At 71.0% G+C, this 18,655-nt stretch carries 17 protein-coding genes; 5 read left to right on the top strand and 12 right to left on the bottom strand.

The features are described from left to right. Positions 1 to 31 precede the first annotated feature (31 nt). Positions 32 to 499: a hypothetical protein gene (locus tag WA670_RS12655; protein ID WP_336157780.1), complete on the bottom strand. Its 468-nt coding sequence runs from the start codon at positions 497 to 499 to the stop codon at positions 32 to 34. Positions 500 to 635: 136 nt separating this feature from the next. On the opposite strand from WA670_RS12655, the gene WA670_RS12660 reads away from it, so the two are divergent. The 4 genes from WA670_RS12660 to WA670_RS12675 all read left to right on the top strand — a co-directional run bounded on the left by WA670_RS12660 (position 636) and on the right by WA670_RS12675 (position 3,540). Further along, positions 636 to 1,634: a zinc-binding dehydrogenase gene (locus tag WA670_RS12660; protein ID WP_336157782.1), complete on the top strand. Its 999-nt coding sequence runs from the start codon at positions 636 to 638 to the stop codon at positions 1,632 to 1,634. A 65-nt stretch (positions 1,635 to 1,699) separates the two neighbouring features. Continuing rightward, entirely contained in the window at positions 1,700 to 2,107 is a 408-nt protein-coding gene (locus WA670_RS12665; protein ID WP_037811476.1) for a RidA family protein, read from the top strand. Beyond that, a complete protein-coding gene (locus WA670_RS12670; RefSeq protein WP_336157783.1) occupies positions 2,104 to 2,958 on the top strand; it encodes an MBL fold metallo-hydrolase in 855 nt (284 codons plus the stop codon). Before WA670_RS12665 ends, WA670_RS12670 begins: the two co-directional genes overlap by 4 nt. 54 nt (positions 2,959 to 3,012) lie before the next feature. Beyond that, positions 3,013 to 3,540, top strand: coding sequence for a pyridoxamine 5'-phosphate oxidase family protein (locus WA670_RS12675; RefSeq protein WP_336157784.1), 528 nt, complete (start codon positions 3,013 to 3,015; stop codon positions 3,538 to 3,540). A gap of 798 nt (positions 3,541 to 4,338) precedes the next feature. Here the strand turns inward: WA670_RS12675 and WA670_RS12680 are convergent. After that, the gene (locus tag WA670_RS12680) at positions 4,339 to 4,848 is read right to left on the bottom strand and encodes a MarR family winged helix-turn-helix transcriptional regulator (RefSeq protein WP_037811479.1); all 510 of its coding nucleotides are present in this window, start codon (positions 4,846 to 4,848) and stop codon (positions 4,339 to 4,341) included. Positions 4,849 to 4,903: 55 nt separating this feature from the next. Here WA670_RS12680 and WA670_RS12685 point away from each other — a divergent pair, with 55 nt between their 5' ends. Continuing rightward, entirely contained in the window at positions 4,904 to 6,853 is a 1,950-nt protein-coding gene (locus WA670_RS12685) for an MFS transporter (protein WP_336157785.1), read from the top strand. On the opposite strand, the gene WA670_RS12690 is transcribed toward WA670_RS12685, so the two are convergent. The 10 genes from WA670_RS12690 to WA670_RS12735 all read right to left on the bottom strand — a co-directional run bounded on the left by WA670_RS12690 (position 6,850) and on the right by WA670_RS12735 (position 18,415). Continuing rightward, positions 6,850 to 7,674, bottom strand: a complete 825-nt coding sequence (locus WA670_RS12690; protein ID WP_238605826.1) for an HpcH/HpaI aldolase/citrate lyase family protein — start codon at positions 7,672 to 7,674, stop codon at positions 6,850 to 6,852. The genes WA670_RS12685 and WA670_RS12690 overlap by 4 nt on opposite strands. Further along, the gene (locus tag WA670_RS12695) at positions 7,671 to 8,879 is read right to left on the bottom strand and encodes a CaiB/BaiF CoA transferase family protein (RefSeq protein WP_336157786.1); all 1,209 of its coding nucleotides are present in this window, start codon (positions 8,877 to 8,879) and stop codon (positions 7,671 to 7,673) included. Before WA670_RS12695 ends, WA670_RS12690 begins: the two co-directional genes overlap by 4 nt. Then, positions 8,876 to 10,825 carry an SUMF1/EgtB/PvdO family nonheme iron enzyme gene (locus WA670_RS12700; protein WP_336157787.1) on the bottom strand — a complete coding sequence of 650 codons (1,950 nt, stop codon included), beginning with the start codon at positions 10,823 to 10,825 and terminating at the stop codon, positions 8,876 to 8,878. Before WA670_RS12700 ends, WA670_RS12695 begins: the two co-directional genes overlap by 4 nt. Then, positions 10,822 to 11,715, bottom strand: coding sequence for a ribokinase (locus tag WA670_RS12705; RefSeq protein WP_275292052.1), 894 nt, complete (start codon positions 11,713 to 11,715; stop codon positions 10,822 to 10,824). The genes WA670_RS12700 and WA670_RS12705 overlap by 4 nt, the downstream gene beginning before the upstream one ends. Next, positions 11,712 to 13,031 (bottom strand): ADP-ribosylglycohydrolase family protein, encoded by a 1,320-nt coding sequence (locus tag WA670_RS12710; protein WP_336157788.1) that lies wholly within the window; start codon positions 13,029 to 13,031, stop codon positions 11,712 to 11,714. Before WA670_RS12710 ends, WA670_RS12705 begins: the two co-directional genes overlap by 4 nt. Next, complete coding sequence (locus WA670_RS12715; protein ID WP_043828766.1) at positions 13,028 to 14,188, bottom strand: ADP-ribosylglycohydrolase family protein; 1,161 nt, start codon at positions 14,186 to 14,188, stop codon at positions 13,028 to 13,030. Before WA670_RS12715 ends, WA670_RS12710 begins: the two co-directional genes overlap by 4 nt. A gap of 92 nt (positions 14,189 to 14,280) precedes the next feature. After that, positions 14,281 to 15,561: an ABC transporter substrate-binding protein gene (locus WA670_RS12720; RefSeq protein WP_336157789.1), complete on the bottom strand. Its 1,281-nt coding sequence runs from the start codon at positions 15,559 to 15,561 to the stop codon at positions 14,281 to 14,283. 38 nt (positions 15,562 to 15,599) lie between these two features. Next, entirely contained in the window at positions 15,600 to 16,427 is an 828-nt protein-coding gene (locus tag WA670_RS12725; protein ID WP_043828767.1) for a carbohydrate ABC transporter permease, read from the bottom strand. Positions 16,428 to 16,430: 3 nt separating this feature from the next. Then, positions 16,431 to 17,381, bottom strand: a complete 951-nt coding sequence (locus WA670_RS12730; protein ID WP_134661721.1) for a carbohydrate ABC transporter permease — start codon at positions 17,379 to 17,381, stop codon at positions 16,431 to 16,433. Beyond that, positions 17,378 to 18,415 (bottom strand): LacI family DNA-binding transcriptional regulator, encoded by a 1,038-nt coding sequence (locus WA670_RS12735; protein ID WP_336157790.1) that lies wholly within the window; start codon positions 18,413 to 18,415, stop codon positions 17,378 to 17,380. Before WA670_RS12735 ends, WA670_RS12730 begins: the two co-directional genes overlap by 4 nt. Between the last annotated feature and the right edge of the window lie 240 nt (positions 18,416 to 18,655).

The raw sequence follows: 18,655 nt of genomic DNA on the forward strand, positions 1-18,655 counted from the left end.
AAAGAACGGGCTTGCGGGCGTGACCTGGGACTCAGGTCGGGCCGATCCGCGCGAGGACGAGTCCGACCGGGATGCTGACGAGCAGCAGCACGACGAGCGCCTGGAAACCGTGCCGGACCCACCGGGTGCGACCGTCCGGCGAACTGCCGCGCACGCCGAGAACCAGCAGTGCCAAGCCGACGACCAGAACCGCGCCGCCGACGTCCACCACGGGCGTCACCCCGGAGAGCGTTCCGCCTAGTACGACGGCATTTCCAAGATTCCAAGCCGCGACCTGGGCGGCGACTAGCCGACGGGACGGCAGCGCCGGGGCGAGCAATGCCTGCCCGACCCCGAGTCCGAGTTGGGCGATCCCGCCAACGAGGACCAGATAAGCGACCGCCCACGCACCATGCGGCGTCGGCTGCGGGGCGATGACCGCGGACGCCAGCCCGCCAGCGATCGCGCACCCGAGGCCGAGCACGGCGAACGGGGCCGCGGCGGCGGTGCGAGGAGTCATAGATCCAAGTTAGCCTAGTGAAAAAAGAACGGCTCGGACCGGTCGGCGTACTGCGGGCTGGACCGGAAAATTCCCTGCTGTGACGGGATTCGCGCCAGGTCGGCAGCGGGTGCGGGCGGCTGTTAGGTTCGCGGACGTGACAACAAACGCGATGCGGGCAGTCGTCCACGAGGGCGCGGCGGGAGTCGGCGGGGTGCGGGTCGCGGAGGTTCCGGCACCGGCGCCCGGTCCGGATGAAGTGCTGGTCCGGCTGAAGGCGGCCGGGCTGAACCACCGGGATCTGTTCATCGTGGACAGTCGCGGCCCGGCTGACCCCTGGGCCGTGCTGGGCTCGGACGGTGCCGGAGTGGTCGCCGCCGCGGGGGCGGACGCCGCCGTCGAGGTCGGCGCCGAGGTCGTCATCAACCCGTCTCTCGACTGGGCGGAGCCGGACGTGGTCCCGGAAATCCCCGCCATTCTCGGAGTGCCGACGAATGGCACGCTGGCCGAATACGTCGTCGTCCCGGCGGGCAACGTCGTGCCGAAACCCGAGCACCTGAGCCGGACCGAAGCCGCCGCCCTCCCGTTGGCCGCGCTCACCGCCTACCGGGCGCTGTTCACTCGCGGCGGGCTGACCGCAGGGGAACACGTGCTGCTGCCGGGCATCGGCAGCGGAGTCGCGACGTTCGCCCTCGCCATGGCGAAAGCTGCGGGCGCGACGGTCAGCGTCACCTCCCGCAGCCCCGAAAAGCTCGCCAGGGCAACGGAACTGGGCACCGACCGCGCGATCGGCAGCAGCGGCGACTGGGCCGCCGAACTTGGCGCACCAGTGGACCTGGTCGTGGACAGCATCGGTTCGGCGACCTTCGACGCCTGCCTCTCCGTCCTCCGCTCCGGCGGCCGGATGGTGACGCTCGGCGCGACCACCGGCCCGGACGTCGAGCTGTCGCTGCGCAATCTTTTCTTCCGGCAGATCAGCCTGCTGGGCACGTCGATGGGCAGCGCGCGGGAGTTCGCGCAGATGGTCGCGCTGGTTGCGGAACACCGCGTACGTCCGGTGGTGCACCACGTCTACGACCTGGCCGACGGGCCGCGTGCGCTGGCCGATCTGGCGTCGGGGGACCAGTTCGGCAAGCTGGTGGTCGCGATCGGCTGACCTCGGCCGTTTTTGTCGGTGCCTCGTGGTGAACTGTGGGCACGAACCAAGGGAGGGGAACCCTGATGAGCAAGCGCTGGAATCCCGAGACGGTCGCGGGCCCGGTCGGCCGCTACAGCCACCTCGCGCAGATTCCTGCTGATCACGAGCTGGTCGTGGTGGCCGGGCAGATCGGCGCACGACCGGACGGCACGCTCGCCGGGCCGGACGCGGAAGCACAGACGCGCGAGGCGCTGGCGAACATCGAACGCGTGCTCGCCGCGGCCGGCGCCGGGCCGGAGCATCTGGTGAAGATTTTCAGCATGGTCGCCGGCACCGAGCACCTGCCCGGTTTCCGCGCCGCGACGGGGGACGTGTTCAGCCGCTGGTTCCCGGAGAGCGACTGGCCGACGCAGTCGCTGATCGTGGTGTCCGCGCTCGCGAAACCGGAGCTGGCCGTGGAAATCGAGGCGATGGCCGCGGTGCCCCGATGACCGTCACGCTCGGGCCGCTGCGAATCGATGCGGTCACCGAACTGGACCACTGGCCCTTCGCCCCAGCGGAACTGTTCCCGGCTGTCACGCCCGAACAACTGGGGGACCACCGCGGCGACCTCGACCTGTCGATCACCACGTACCTGGTGCGCACGCCGGACCAGACGGTGCTTCTCGACGCCGGGAACGGCAATGCGAAGGAACGCCCAGTCCTGCTGGCACATCACCAGTTCGACACGCCGTACCTGGACCGCCTGGCCGCGACGGGTGTCATGCCGGAGGACGTCGACGTCGTCATCGCGACCCACCTGCACCCAGACCACTGCGGCGGCTTCACCCAGCTGGTCGACGGTTCGTGGGACCCGGCTTTCCCGCGCGCCCGGTACCTGATCGCGGCCGACGAATACGGCTGGCTGCAAGAGGTGCACGCCGCGGCCCCCGAAGGCGGGGTTGCTGCCGACCTGGCGAGGACATTCGAAGACAGTGTCCTCCCGGTAGTGGAGGCAGGCCTGGTCGAACTGATCGACCTCCCATACGAGGTAACGGAGGGAATCACCCTGCGCTCCCTGCCCGGGCACACCACCGCCCACCTGATCGCCGAACTCAGCGGCGGCGGTCAGCACGCGCTGGTGAGCGGGGATGTGCTGCACCACCCGTTCCAGTTCTCGGACCTGACACTGGCCCAAGGTGGCGACGTAGACCCAGTCGCTGCCGCGGAGTCCCGACGGACCCTGTGCGAACTGGCCGTCGAACGGGACGCCCTTCTCCTGCCCGCGCACTTCGGGCCCGGACGAATCGACCGAGCCGGCGACGGTTTCCGCTACCACCCCGCCTCGTTAGGGGCCGCCTGACCTTTTGCTCGCGGGGCCGTGTCGATTAGATGCCGCCCCGTTCGACGCATAGGCATGACTGACTACGAACCGACCTCGACCCGCAACCTCGACCGCTACGGGAACGCCCCGCTGCCGTGGAGCCGAGCCCGCGATGTCCTGGCCACCGACACCCCGACCGCCGACCTGACGTTTTTCGTCGCGACCGTCCGCCCAGACGGCCGCCCCCACTCGGCGGGCGTAGGCGCGGTCTGGGTGGACGACGCCCTGTACTTCGTCGGCGGCCCGGGCACGCGCCGCTCGCGGAACCTCGCGGCCAATCCGGCATGCAGCATCTCAGTACGCGTGCGCGGCCTGGACCTGGTCCTCGAGGGCGACGCCCACCGCGTCGTGGACACCGGCACCGTGGCGCATCTAGCCGAGGTCTACCGCTCCGGTGGCTGGCCAGCGACGGCGTCCGGGGACGCTCTGACGGCACCCTTCAGCGCTCCGAGCGCAGGCCCGCCGCCGTGGCACCTGTACCGGCTCACCCTGCGCCGCGCGGTGGGAGTCGCTTCGGAGGAACCACACGGGGCGACGTGCTGGGAGTTCGCCGGAGCTTGAGGCCGCAGCCCGACCCCGCGGCGGGTGTCGTCGGCGGAGCTGTCTACCGGGAGTTCGCGGGCGCCGACGGGCGTCTGCCGGACGACGAGCCGTCGCCGACTTGGTTGCTGCCGTGTGCAGGGAACCTGTCTGACGGCGAGGCTGACACAGTCCGCGCGCGAGACCGCGGTGGCGTTGGCCGGTCCCGTGCGCGGCGAGTCTGCCGGGTGCCGAGAGCCGCGTGCGGGGAGTCTGCGGGACACGGAAGCGCGCCGCGGCAGGCGGGCTGTGGCCGCGTGCGCGTGACGATGAGTCTGTCGTGACGGTGATGGCGGCTGCCGCGTGCGAAGTGGCCGTGGCGGGGCGGGCTGCCGTGGCGTGCGGGTGGCGGCGAGTCTGTCGTGGCGGCGATGGCGGCTGTCGCGTGCGGAGTCTGCCGGGTCGGGAGGTTGGCCGTGGCGGGGTGAGTTGCCGTGGCGTGCGGGTGGCGGCGAGTCTGTCGTGGCGGCGATGGCGGCTGTCGCGTGCGGAGTCTGCCGGGTCGGGAGGTTGGCCGTGGCGGGGTGAGTTGCCGTCGCGTGCGGGTGGCGGCGAGTCTGCCGTGGCGGCGATGGCTGCCGCCGCGTGCGGAAGCCTGCCGGGTGAGGGACTTCGCGCTAGCGGGTGCGCTGCCATCGTGTGCAGGGGAGTGCGCGTGGCGGCGATGGCTGCCGCGGCGTGCGGAAGTCTGCCCGGCTGGGAGCTTCGCGGCACCGGGTGCAGGTGAGCGCGCGTGACGGCGCATCCGCCGTGGCGACGATGGCTGCGGCCCCCAACCGATCACCCCCGCCCGTCAGGTCCTTCCCAGTCCAGCAGCAACTCCCGCAGCCCGGCATTCATCCGCTCCTGCTCCGCGCGCGGCAAAACCCCCAGCAACCGTGCCTCCGTCTGCGTCTTCATCCCGAACACCTCCTGCGCCCGCGCCAGTCCCTCGTCGGTGAGGCTCACCAGGATCTGCCGTCGGTCGGCCGGGTCGATGTCGCGGCGGACCCAGCCTTTGCGTTCGAGTCCGGCGACGCGTTTGGTGACCCCGCCGGACGTCAGGCGCATGCTGTCCAGCAGTTGCCCGGCCGAGAGCCGGTACGGGGGACCGGCTCGTTTGAGGGCGCCCAGCAGTTCCACTTCCCACAGGCCGACCCCGAAGGCGTCGAATTCGCGGCGCAGTTCCGTTTCCAGCAGCCGGGCGGCGCGCAGCAGGCGGAAGCTCAGCGCCTTGCTCACCCGGTCTTCCTCGCGCACGCCGGTGATCTGCGCCATGACTCCGTCGACGTGGTCCCGCTCCGCTGGCATGGGCGAGTATTCTAACACCAGTAATTATCTTACCGGTCTCGAATCAGGACGGTCCGTGCACGCTTCGCCTTCATCCGAGCCCGATCCGCAGCGCTGGCGCGCCTTGTGGGTGTGCCTCATCGCGGGGTTCATGACGCTGCTCGACGTCAGCATCGTCAACGTCGCGCTGCCCTCGATGGAGCACGGGATCGGCGCGACGCCCGCGGATGTCTCGTGGGTCGTGTCCGGCTACGCGCTCACGTTCGGGCTCGCGCTGGTGCCGTCGGGGCGGCTCGGCGACGACTACGGGCGCCGCCGGATGTTCCTGCTCGGGCTGGCGTTGTTCGTGGCTACCAGCGTGCTCTGCGGGGCGGCCCCGAACGCGACCTGGCTCGTCGTCGCGCGGCTGGGGCAGGGCGTCGCGGGCGGGTTGCTGAACCCGCAGATCATCGGCCTGATGCAGCAGCTGTTCTCCGGGCGCGAGCGGGGCAAGGCGTTCGGCGCGTTCGGGGCGACGGTCGGGCTTTCCACCGCGATCGGGCCGGTGCTCGGCGGGTTGCTGATCCAGGGCATCGGCGTCGACCAGGGGTGGCGCTGGGTCTTCTACGTCAACCTGCCGATCGGGATCCTCGCGATCCTGTTCGGGCTCCGCCTGCTGCCCAAGGACGCGCGCAGCGGCCGGAAACGGACGCCGGACCTGGTCGGCAGCGTGCTGCTCGGCGTGGCGGTCGTGCTGGTGATGCTGCCGCTGATCGAGGAAGAGGAACAGGCGGCCGCGCCGCGCTGGTGGCTGATGGGCGTCGCGGCCGGGCTGCTCGTGCTGTTCGTGCTGTGGGAGCGCTGGCTCGGCAACCGCGGCAAGCAGCCGCTGGTGAACCTGAAGCTGCTGACCGTGCGCAGCTACTCGATGGGTTCCGCGCTCGGCATGGTCTATTTCGCCGGATTCACCGGGATTTTCCTGGTCCTGACGCTCTTCTTCCAGCAGGGCCTCGGCTACACGGCACTGCAGGCCGGCTCGGCGATGCTCGCGTTCGCGATCGGTTCGGCGATCTCGCCGACCATCGGCGGGCGGCTCGTGCACCGGTTCGGCAGGCCGATGGTCGTGCTCGGCACGCTGCTCGTGGCGATCGGGCTCGCCGCGACCGCGTGGCTCGTCCGCGACTACTCCGGCGCGAACACCGCGTTCGTGCTGGCCGGGCCGTTGTTCGTCGGCGGGTTCGGCAGCGGGCTGGTGATTTCGCCGAACTCGACGCTCGCCCTGGAAGAAGTCCCGCCCGCGGAAGGCGGCACCGCGGCCGGCGTCCTGCAGACCGGTCAGCGGATCGGTTCCGCGGTCGGCACCGCGCTCGGCGGGTCGCTGTTCTTCGGCGAGCTCGGGCGTTCGCACGGGGACTACCACTCCGCGACCGCGCTCGGGCTGATCGGGTCGACCGCGCTGGTCGGGCTCGCGTTGCTGTTCGGCGTCGTGGACATCCTGCTGTCGCGGACGCGCAAACGCCGCAGCACAACGCAAAGCGCGCCGCCCGCGGCGATTTCGGGTGCGGTGAGCGGCCTCGCGCCTGCGGAAACCGCGGCTGTTTCGTTGACGTCTCTAGAGACCCACGAAGTACGCCGCACCACTACCGGCGCGGACAACACGTTCGCGCTCGACGCTCCGGCGGGCTCGTATCTGCTGCTGGTCCAGGCGGGCGGCCGGGAGCCGGTGGCTCGCCATGTCCAGGTGGGCGCCGAGCCGGTGCGCGAGAACTTCGAACTGGCGCGGTCGGTCCGGCTCACCGGCACTGTCCACGCGGTCCGGGGTCCGTTCCCGGGCGCGCAGGTCGCGGTGCTGGACGCGAAGGGCCAGGTCCAGCGCGTCACCGTGACAGACGAGGCGGGCCACTACACCGTCGAGGACCTGTTCCCCGGCGAGTACACCGTCGTCGTGACCGGATATCAGCCGGTCGCGGAACCGGTGCAGCTGACGACCGAGGGCCCGGCCCGCTTCGACCCGTTGCTGCGCTTGGTTTCCGCGGACAAGGCCTAGTCGGAGACGAGCGCCAGCACCGCGAGGGCCTGGTCCCGCATCGCGACGTCCAGGAACGTCCCGTCGGCGAGCGCGATCGCGCCCACCCCGGCCTGAGTAGCACCGTCCATTCGGGACAGCACCTCCCGCGCCCGCGCGACCTCCTCCGCCGTCGGCAGGAAAGCCGCGCGGATCGTCAGCAGCTGCATCGGGTGTATCGCCGTGCGGCCGCGGAAACCTAGCGCGCGCCCGGCCCGGCAGCTTTCCGCCAAGCCGTCGAGGTCGCGGACGTTCGCGTACACCGACATCGCCGGCGGGGGCAGCCGCGCGGCGCGGGCGGCGTTCACGATCCGGCTGCGCGCCCAGGTGAGCCCGGCTTCGTCGGCGAGCCGCAGGTCGGACCGCAGATCCGCCTCGCCGAGCCCGAGCGACGCCGTCTGCGGGGAAGCGAGCGCGATCTCCAGCGCCCGCTCCACCCCGAGCGCCGACTCGATCAGCGGGTGCAATTCCCGCCCCGGCAAGGCATCGGCGTGCGACCGGACATCGAGCGAACTCTCGACCTTCGGCAGCCGCGTGCCCACCCATGTCGGCAGTGCGGCGACCGCGGCCACGTCCGCCGCGTGCCACGGCGTGTCCGGGTGGTTGATCCGCACCTGCACCGGCCGCGACGCGGGCACCTCGGCCAACAGCCGCATCGCGTTGTCCCGTGCGGCGTCCTTCTGCGCGGGAGCGACGGCGTCTTCGAGGTCGACCAGCACGACGTCGGCGTCCGAGGCGAGGGCTTTGGCGACGCGGTCGGGTCGGTCGGCGGGGACGTAGAGCAGGGTCAGCGCGGGCGTCATACCGCTCCTTCCGCCCGAAGCTCGGCGATCCGCGACGCCGTGAAGCCCAGCGAACCGAGCACCTCGTCGGTGTCCGCGCCGTGCGGACGTCCGGTGAAGCCGATGACGCCGTCGTTGTCCGACAACCGGAACAGCGGCCCCTGCATCAACGTCGTGCCCAGTTCCGGGTCCTCGATCTCGTGGATCGTGCCCAGCGCACGAAACTGCGGGTCGGCGACGATGTCGGCCGCGTCGTAGATCGGCGCGACCGCCGCCTGCGCTTCCTCGAAGGCCGCCACGACCTCGTCCCGCGTGTGCTGCGCGATCCAGCCGCCGACAGCCTCGTCCAGCACATCCGCGTGCGCCGCCCGGTCCGCGCCGGTCGCGAACCACGGCTCGTCCGCGAGTTCCGGACGGCCGACCAGCCGCATCACGCGTTCCGCGATCGACTGCGCCGACGTCGACACCGCCACCCATTGCCCGTCGCTCGTGCGGTAGGTGTTGCGCGGCGCGTTGTTCGTGGACCGGTTGCCGGTGCGCGGCTGGACCGTGCCGAGCTGGTCCCATCGCGTGATCTGCGGTCCGAGCATGGCGAGAATCGGCTCGATGATCGCGACGTCCACGACCTGGCCGCGGCCGCTGGCGGTCCGCCCGGCGAGCGCGACCATGATCGCGTACGCGGTGGCCAGCGACGCGACCCCGTCGGCGAGCCCGAACGGCGGCAGCGTCGGCGGCCCGTCCGGTTCGCCGGTGGCCGCGGCGAATCCGCTCATCGCCTCGGCGAGCGTGCCGAAACCGGGGCGCGGGGAGTACGGCCCGAACTGGCCGAAACCGGTCACCCGCGCGAGAACCAGCCCGGGGTTGCGCGCGGACAGCTCCTCGTAACCGAGGCCCCAGCGTTCGAGCGTGCCCGGCCGGAAGTTCTCGATCACCACGTCCGCGGTCTCGGCGAGCGCCAGGAACACCTCGCGCCCGCCGTCGCTGCTCAGGTTCGCCGTGACGGTGCGCTTGTTGCGCCCCAACGTCTTCCACCACAGGTTGACGTCGCCCTTGGCCACCCCGTGCGTGCGCGACGGGTCCGGTCGCGACGGGTGCTCGACCTTGATCACCTCGGCGCCCATGTCGCCGAGGTGCATCGCGGCCATCGGACCGGCGAACAACGTCGACGCGTCCACCACCCGCAGCCCGGCCAGCGCCCCGGCGGACGCCTCCCTCGACACGGTCATCGCGTCACGTCCCACGCACAGCGGAAGCCGACCGTCGCGCCGCGCGCCAGCCCGAACCCGGGCAGCAGCAGCTTCACGCTGTAGTCCGGCGCGTGCCGTCCGCCCTCGACGTACCACTCGGAACCCTCGGCGCGGTAATCGCTGCCGCCCTTGAGCATCACGAACCGGGTCCTCCCGTCGGAGTGTTCGCTTTCGGTCCAGTTCCACACCGCGGGCGTGCCGCGCCGCAGCCCGCCGGTCTCCCCGGCGAGCTGCCATTCGTCCTCGGTCGGCAACCGGCCGCCGCGCCACGCGCAATACGCCCGTGCGTCGTCGAGGTCCACAAAGGTCACTGGCTCGTCCGGGGCGAGCGGACGGCCGTCGGCCCAGTGCGCGAGGAACCGGTGCGGCTCGACCGGCTGGTATCCCGTAGCGGCAAGGAATTCCGCGAACTCGCCGTTCGTCACCTCGGCAGCGGCGACCGCGACCGGCGACGCCAGCGAACCGTCGCGTTGCAGCGTCCGGGCGTCGTGCAGCCGAGGCGGCAGCGGCTTCCACTCGTCCACATACGGCGCGCCCTGGTACATCCCGGTCTCGCGGCCGCGGTACCGGACCGTCAGCACATACGGCCCGGCAGGCACCACGACCGCGTCGTCCTCGGGCGTGCCGCTCGTCGGCTGCGGCTGGACCCGCGACGCGAGCCGATGCGGGAAACGCGCGTCCGGATCGTGGGGGAGCGTTGCCACCTGAGACAGCCACGACGGCTCCGTCGCGCCATCGGCGACCCGCAGCAACGCCGAAATCCCGCGCGCGGGCACGCGTCCGTCGGCGAACAGATCGATGACCGGACCGTCCACAACAGACCCGAGATAGTCCGAGTCGGAGCGGTTCACCACCGTCCACAGTGTCCAGTCGCCGAGTTCCCAGCGCGACGCGTAAACCCCGGCGGCTTCGGCTTCCGGCGTCAGCAGAGCCAGCGGCGTCCACTCGCCCTCGCGCAGCAGTTCACCCGCCGCACGCTGCACAGACACCATCCGGCGCACCGTCGCCGCGTCCCGCTGCGACCAGCCGACCCACACGCCGAACACGACTTCCCACACCATCACGCCGACGCCGTTCAGCCACGCCGACTGCAGTTCCTCGGTGTGGTCGCGGTGCCATCGCCGCACGTGGTGCTGCATGTGCCGCCGCTCGTACCAGTGCGAACGCAGCACGCCCGGGACCGGCGAATCGGCGAAGAACTGCGCCCACGACGCCGAATGATCCTCGATCCGCTCGACCGGCAGCTTCGATTCGCCCTCCAGCACGACCCCGGGCCGCGCGCGTTCGAGCTGCTCGACCAGCGCGGGGTCAGCCTTCTTCAAGGTGTCCAGGAAGACGCCGTCCGCGCCGAAATCGGCCAGCACCGCGGACAGTTCCACGGCGTCGTCCTCGCCGCGGCGCGTGCCGACGTCCCACGGGTTGTAGTCCACGAACACCCGCACGCCCGCCGAGTGGAACACCTCGACCAGTTCGCGGAGACCGGGCACGTCGCGGTAGAAGTCCCACTGGTTTCGGTCGTCGAGACCGATCACCGGGTACGCGTGCCACAGCACGACCGCGTCGAGGCCGCCGAACCGCTGGTGCGCGTCGGCGAGGAACCGCTCCGGCGTGAACCGGTGCTCCTCGAACGAATACAGCAACTCGTCCCACAGCCATACCTGCGCGACCGTGTGGCATCCGGCGGCCCACGCGGCTTCCGGCCGGTCGTAGGCGCGGCCGTGGTAGCTGTGCCGCTCGTGCGCGTCGGCACGCCACTGCCGCAGCCGGGCGCGCCATTCCGGCCGGTCGGCGGGATCCGCCGGGCCGACGAAGATCTTGGCCTCGTCCAGCGCCGCGAGCTGCTCGGGGGAGAGCGGCGCGCCGAGCGGGACCTCGGTCGGCCGGTCGATCGGGCGCGGGACGAGCGGGTCGAACACGTACGTCATCGGGCGTTTCCTCCGGCCGCGAACTCGGCGACCTCTGCGACGGTCGGGACAGCGGATTGCGCGCCGGGCCGGGTCACGGCGAGCGCCGCGGCGGCCCCAGCGCGTTCGGCGGCTTCGCGGAGCGGACGCCCCTCGGCGAGCGCCGCCGCGAGCACGCCGCAGAACGTGTCCCCCGCCCCGGTGGTGTCCACCGGGGACACTCGGAAGCCGGGCAGGTGCACGATTTCCTGCTCAGCGACAACACAACCGGCCGCGCCGAGCGTGATTACCACGGCGGGTGCGCGCTGCTGCAGAATCCGGGCCAATTCCTCCGGCGCACCGGACGCACCCGCCAGGTCGGCCGCCTCGTGCTCGTTGACCACCAGCACGTCGAGATCGAGCTCTGGCAGCGGTCGGGACGGCGCGGCGTTGAGCACCATCCGGGCACCAGCTCGCCGGGCCGCGGCGGCAGCGGTCACGGCTTCGAGCGGAATCTCCAGTTGCGCGAGCACGACGTCCGCCGCGGCGATCCGCTCCAGTTGCTGCCCGGCGAGCGAGAGCCGCGAGTTGGCCCCGGGCGCGACCACAATGGAGTTCTCGCCGTCCGGCGACACCATGATGAACGCGGTCCCGGTCGCACTGTCCACTCGCGACACCAGGTCCGTCCGCACCCCGGTGTTGGTCAGCGACGCCAGCAGAAAGTCCGCGCCGTCGTCCGGACCGAACGCGCCGAGGAACGTCGTCTCCGCGCCACCGGCGAGCGCAGCGGCGACTGCTTGATTGGCTCCCTTGCCACCCGGACTGCGCCGCAAATCGCCGCCGAGGACGGTCTCGCCCGCGCCCGGGTGCCGCGGAACGTCGACCACCAGATCGACATTCGCGGACCCGACCACGACCACTCGCCCGGTCATCGCAGCACCTCGGCCGTCCGTGCCGCGAGGTCGGTGATCCGCTGCTCGCCGCCAGGCAACGACGTCGCGATCCGGTTGTCGAGCGGCTTCGTCCACTGCTCGCCGATGCCGTCGACCCCCACCAGCGCACCGACCACGCCGCCGACCGTCGCGGCCGCGGAATCCGTGTCCCAGCCAGCCGTGACAGCGAGCGAGATGCTCTGTCCAAAGTCGCCATCGCCGCGGGCCAGCGCGTACGCGATCACCGCCGCGTTGTTCAGCACGTGCACCCAATGCAGGTCGCCGTAGCGAGCATGCAACCGGTCCAGACCGTCTTCGTAAGCAGCAGCCTCCCGCCCGAACCGCACCGCTTCAGCCAGCCGACTGTCCGGCGGCAGAACGGTTTCCGCCGCATCGAGGACACTGTGGACGGAATCGCACACCATCGCCGCCGACGCGAGCGCAGCCGCCCACATCGCGCCGTAAATGCCGTTCCGGGTGTGGCTGAGCCGCGCGTCCGCCCACGCCAGCCGCGCGGCACCGCGGACGTCGCCGGGGGAGACCCAGCCGAAGACGTCGGTCCGGATCAACGCGCCGATCCACTCGCGGAACGGGTTGAGGTGCGTCGCGGTCTCCGGCACCGGTCGCGCGTCCAGCAGGTTCCGGTACGCGGCGCGCTCGGCGGTGAACACCCGCCCGGCCGGAAGCTGCTCCAGCCAGAGCTGCGCGACGTCGTCCGCGGTGAACTCGCGGCCGTGCCGTTCCAGCAGCGTGAGCGCGAGGATCGGGTAGTTGAGGTCGTCGTCCTCCGGCATCCCGGAGATGTTCTCCTCCAGCGAAGTCGGCGCCGACCGGCGGTTCCACGGCCACCGCGCCGCGACGTCGTCCGGCAGGCCGACCGCGGTGAACCAGCGGTCCAGCGGCCAGCGTCCGGTCGCGCGCAGGATCTCCTCGATGCCCTCGCGCGGGATCTTCTCCACCGGCTTGCCGAGCAGGCATCCCGCCGCACGGCCGGTCCACGCGCCGAGCGCGCGGTCCGCGGCAGGGGCCGGGAGCACCGGCGCGGGCGGGAGCAGCGCGACGATCTCGTCCCATCCGTCGGGCTCGTACGGCGCGGGCGGGCAGGGGAGCGTGGCCAGTTCGTCCAGCAGCGTCCGGGCCAGCGCCCGCAACGCTGAGGGCGCCGGCCGCGGTCCTGCCCCGCTCACCGCGGGCACCGGATCACCGCCGGCGGCGATCCAGCGCTCCCGCACCGAGGTCACGTCCTTGCCCTCCACAGTGGACTGGACGAACTCGTGCGCGAGCAGGTCTTCGGGCTGCGCCCAGGTCAGCCTCATGCCGCGGCCAGCGCGTCGAGAGCGGCGAGCCGCGCCTGGACGCGCGCGCGGTCGGCTTTGACGATGTCCGTCGCGGCCGAAGCGAGCAGCCGCCCGGTCTCGCGCAGGTCCATTTTGCTGGCCTCGCCGATCGGGTCGATCCACTCGTCCGGCACCGAGGCCGCCCCGCCGAGACCGGCGCAGAGCGCACCCGCCATCGACGCGATCGAATCGGCGTCCCGGCCGTAGTTCACCGAAGCCAGCACCGCACCGCGGTAATCGCCCTGATGGCCCAGCACAAATCCCAGCGCGGCGGGCAATTCCTCGATCGCCTTGGTCCGCGACGGCCGTCGCGCGTCCATGGACATCTGCCGGTACTCCGGCCCGACCGAATCGAACGGCGCGACCACCTCGCGGATCTTCCGCGCGAGCGCACGCTCTTCGTCGTCGGTCTTGGGCGCGGCGTTCCACCCCTGGAAGGCGTCGACCACCGCCCGCATCGCCGCCAACGTCCCGTCGTGCGACACCGCGAGCGCAGCTTGCACGACGTCGTCGATCGAGGCACCCGGCGCGACCGAGGCGGCGACCATCGCGGCCAGCACCCCGGCGGCCTCCCGGCCGTAGCTCGACTGGTGCGGCGCGGTCAGGTCGATCGCCTCGGCGTACGCGGCCTGCGGATCACCCGGGTTCACCACCCCGACCGGTGCGATGTACATCGCCGCACCGCAGTTCACGATGTTGCCGACGCCCGCCTCCCGCGGGTCCACATGCCCGTAATGCAGCTTCGCGACGATCCACTTCTCAGCGAGGAAAACCCGCTGCAGCAACAGCGCCGTCGACTCCAGCTCCGGCACCCAGCGCGGTTCGCCGATCATCAGCGGAACCAGGTCCTCGGCCATCGAGTACGCGTCGAGATGCGCGCGGCGCTTCGCGTACACCTCCACGATCGCGCGGGTCATCAAGGTGTCGTCGGTGATGTGCCCGTCGCCCTTGTGATACGGCGCGATCGGGCGCGCGTCCCGCCAGTTCGGGTACCACGGCGGGACGATCCCGGTCACCCGGCCGCCGTGGCGCTCCTCGATCTGCTCGGGCGTCCACCCTTCGGTCGCGCCGCCGAGCGCGTCCCCCACTGCCGCGCCGGTGATCACTGCCACCGCGCGGTCCTCCAGCCAGGTCACCGGCTTGTCCCTTCATTCCCCGGCACGGGCATGCGGCCCGCGCCTGTCGTGCGCGCCGGGACCGGAGCAAGAGTCCGGCCCCGGCGCGGCGGTCACTTGCCGACGCTCTTCCAGCCGTCCTTCAGCTGCTGCGCCAGCGTGTTCGTGTCGATCTGGTTCGCCAGGAAGCGCTGGTAGGCAGGCGTCGCGACGGTGTCCTTCCACTGCGCGTACTTGCCGGCGAACAGATACGGCGCCGAGGTCAGGTACTTGCCCGAGGCCAGGATGGTGCTCCAGCCCTTCTTGGCGCCGAGCTTCTTGTCCAGCGCTTCGCGGGCGGAGTTGCTCGCCGGGATCAGCGTGTCGGCCTCGTTGAGCGCGGCGAGGTTCTCGGTGCTGGTGAAGAAGTCCAGGAACTTCGCGGCCTGCTCGACGTGCTTCGAGTCCTTGTTGACCGACAGCGTCTGCGGGTTCGCCGCCTGCGCCGGCCCGGCCGGGCCCGCGATCGGCGGCAGCGCCACCCAGTCGAGGTCCTTCGGCGCGTCCTTCTCGATGTTCGCGGCCTGGTAGGAACCCTGGACGGTCATCGCGACCTGGCCCGCATAGAACGGGGCCAGCGCCTTGCCGCCGGACTGGGTCAGCGTCACCGGCAGGATCGAGTGGTCGGTCGCGTTCATGTCGTGCACGAGCTGCGGCAGCGCCATTTCGCCCTGGCCGACGGTGATCTGCGCCTGGTCGCCGGTGCCCTCGAAGTACTTGCCGCCGAACGCCGGGGCCATCGCCACGAACGTCGCGGTCGGGCTCGACAGGCCCCAGCCCAGGCCGTACTTGCCGTCCTTCGTGGCGGTCTTGGCCATCTGGCGCAGCTGGTCCCAGGTCATCGTCTCGCCGGTCGGGAGCTGCGCGCCGGACTGCTCCAGCAGCTTCTTGTTCGCGAAGACCACATAGGACTGCAGCTCGGTCGGGTAGGCGACGACCTTGCCGTCGACCGTCACCGAGTCGAGCACGCCCTTCGGGATGTCCGCGCGCTTCTGCTCGGACAGATACGGGGAGAGGTCGGCGAGGTAGCCGTCGGTCGCGAACGGGCCGATCCCGGCCGCCTCGTAGTGCACGATGTCCGGCGCGGTGCCCGCGTTGAACTGGGTGATCAGCTTGTCGTAGGCGCTGTCCCAGCCGGCCTGGACGACCTTCACCTGCGTGTCCGGATGCGCCTGGTTCCACGCCCCGACGATCTTGTTCGTGGCGGCGATCGCGGCGGGCTGGTCCGACAGGGACTGGAACGTGAGGGTGACCGGGCCGCCGTCCCCGCTGTCCCCGCCGCTGCCGCCGCACGCGGCGGCGAGCAGGCTGGTGAGGGCGAGGCTGGCGGCGACTGCCGCGCGTCGTGTCTTCATCGACCGACCTTTCGAACTGTTTCCGATGGGGTTGGGGCTCATCCCTTCACCGCCCCGGCCATGAGGCCGCCGGTGAGCCGCTTCCGCAGCAGGCTGAAGAAGGCGATGCTCGGGATCGCCGCGAGCACCGCGCCCGCGGCCAGCGGACCGAGGGCGACCTTGCCCTCGCCGCCGATGAACATGGTCAGCGTGATCGGCAGCGTGTAGTTCTCCGGCGACTGCAACAGCACCAGCGCGAAGAAGAACTCGTTCCACGACGACACGAAGCTGAACATCGCCGTCGCGACCACGCCGGGGGCCAGCAGCGGGAACACGATGGTGCGCAGCACGGTGAACCGGTTCGCGCCGTCCATCGCCCCGGCCTCCTCGAGTTCCACCGGGATCGCCGCGACGTAGCCCTGCAGCATCCACAGCGCGAACGGGAGGATGTAGGTGGTGTGCACGAGCGTCAGCCCGACGAGGCTGTCGGCGAGGCCGAGCGTCCGCAGCACGAGGAACAGCGGCAGGATCACCAGCACCACCGGGAACACCTGGCTGACCAGGATCCAGGTGACGCCCGCGACGCGCAGCTTGCCCTTGAGCCGCGCCAGCACGTAGGCCGCGGGCACCGAGATCAGGATCGCGAGTACCGTGCTGGCCAGCGCGACCAGCAGGCTGTTGAACGCAGAATGCAGCAGGCCCTGGCGGGAGAGCGCCTCGCCGTAGTTGTCCCAATGCCATTCGCTCGGGATCAGGTTGACCGACAGCGAGTTCAGCTCCGCCGACGACTTCACCGACGCGGAAATCAGCCACAGCAGCGGAAAACCGAGGAACAGCAGGTACAGCACGAGAGCCAGGTACTGCGCGGGGCGCACGGACCAGCGCATGGATCACCGCCCCCTTTCCGGGCGGTCGCCGCGGAACTGCGACCGCAGGTAGATCGCGAGCAGCGCGACGACCACGATCACGAGGACCAGCCCCATCGCGGCGGCGTAGCCGATTTCGCGGTTCTTGAACGCTTCGAGGTAAACGAACAGCACCGGAACCATGGTTTTTCCGCCCGGGCCGCCCGCGGTGAGCACGTAAACGAGCGAGAAGGAATTGAAATTCCAGATAAAATTGAGGGAAGTGATCGAACTGACGATCGGGCGCATGCTCGGCCAGGTCACCGCGGTGAACCGCCGCCACGCCCCGGCTCCGTCCACCGCTGCCGCCTCGTGCAGTTCAGCCGGGATCTGTTGCAGGCCAGCGAGAAGCGTCACGGTGGTCTGCGGCATGCCGACCCAGACGCCGACCACGATCACCGCGGGCAGGGCGGTGTTGAAATCGCCGAGCCAGTTGATTCCGTCCGGCAATCCGATGCTGCCGAGGAACGCGTTGAGCGGACCGCCGTTGGCCGAGTAAATCATTTGCCACATGATCGCGACGACCACCGGCGGCATCGCCCACGGAATGAGCGCGAGCACCCGCGTGAGGCCCTGGAGCTTGAGGCCGGAATTGAGCAGCAGTGCGAGACCCATCGCGGCGGCCAGCTGCAGGACGGTCACTCCGACCGTCCAAATCAGACCGATCCGGAGCGAGTCCCAGAACAGCGAGTTCCCGCCGAGGCGGACGAAGTTGTCGATCCCGGCGAAGCCGAAGTCCGGATGCCGCACCAGGCGGGTGTCGGTGAAGGCGAGCACGATGCCGATCACCAGCGGGGCCACCGACAGCACCAGGATCGGGATCAGCGACGGCATCACCAGCGCGATCGCCTCGCGCCGGCGGGTGCGGGCCTGGGTGGTCTTCTTCGGGCGCGGCGGGGGAGCGGGGGCGACCCGCGGCTGCGTCGCGGTGGTCATTCTGCGTCCTCCGCGGTCTGGTCCGGAGTGGATTCCCGGGTGGATTCCCGGACGAACAGCTCGGTCCCGACCGAGATCTGCTGCGCCGGAGCCTCCGCGTCGTCGGTGAGCCCGAGCATGAGCCGGGCGGCGGCGCGCCCGCGCTCGGCCGAACCGAGGGACACGCTGGTCAGCCGGGGCAGGAAAACCTGCCCGAGCTCGGTGTCGTCCATCCCGGTGACGGCGACGTCGCGCGGGATGCTGAGCCCGAGTTCGTGGGCGGCGCGGATGGCTCCGATGGCGAGCAGGTCGTTGGCGGCGACGATGGCGTCCGGCCGTTGTGGACGGGCGAGCAGCTTCCGCGCCGCCTCGATCCCCGCTGCGACGGTGAAATCGGCGGCGACCTCGACGTCCGTCTGCGCGGCGAAGTCCTTTGCGGACACTGCCTCGTCGAATCCGCGCTGGCGCGAAGAGCCCGGCGTGGTGTCGAGCGGCCCGTTGAGGAACCCGATCCGGCGACGGCCCAGCGAGACCACGTGCTGCACCGCCGCGCCGATCCCGGCCGCGGAATCGGTGGAGACCGAACTGATCCCGCGGTCGCTCATCGCCCGGCCGATCACCACGACCGGCACCGGGGCCCGGCCGATCTGCTCGATCAGCTCGTCGTCGGTGCGCAGCGGGATCACGATCATCCCGTCGACGAACCCGCCGTGCAGGCTGTGCATGAGCTCGGCGGTCGACGCCGCGGTGTCCCCGGTGGACATCACCACGACCCGGTACCCGTGCGGCGCCAGGACCTCGTGGATGCCGCGCATGATCTCGACGTAGACCGGGTTGCCGATGTCCGCCACCGCGAACGCGATCTGCGACGTCTTCTTCAGCCGCAACGACCGCCCGATCGCGTCCGCGCTGTACCCGAGCTCCGCCGCGGCGGCCCGCACACGCTCGACCATCGCCTTGCTCGCGCCGGACCCGTGCAGCGCGCGCGAGGTCGAAGCCAGCGACACGCCGGCGCGCTCGGCCACCTGGATCAGCGTGGCTCGGGTTGACGTCATCGTCCCTCCCAGTCGGACACAGCAACAGCGGCGGAAACCGCCGTTGGAAACGTTTCCAAGCTACGCTCTGGATGGTTTGGAAACGTTTCCAAGCGGTGGCGGAATCATGTCACCCGGATGGCTGACGTGTCAACGGAGCAGCCGCGGGGGCCGGGGATCCGTGACGTCAGCGTGATGTGTGCCGGTTTGGCGGCGCGACGGTCGGCCGCGGCTCCGCGCGGGACGCACTCGGCTGCGGAC

Origin of the sequence: Amycolatopsis sp. VC5-11 (genome assembly GCF_037034185.1) — a bacterium.
Taxonomy (GTDB): domain Bacteria; phylum Actinomycetota; class Actinomycetes; order Mycobacteriales; family Pseudonocardiaceae; genus Amycolatopsis; species Amycolatopsis nivea.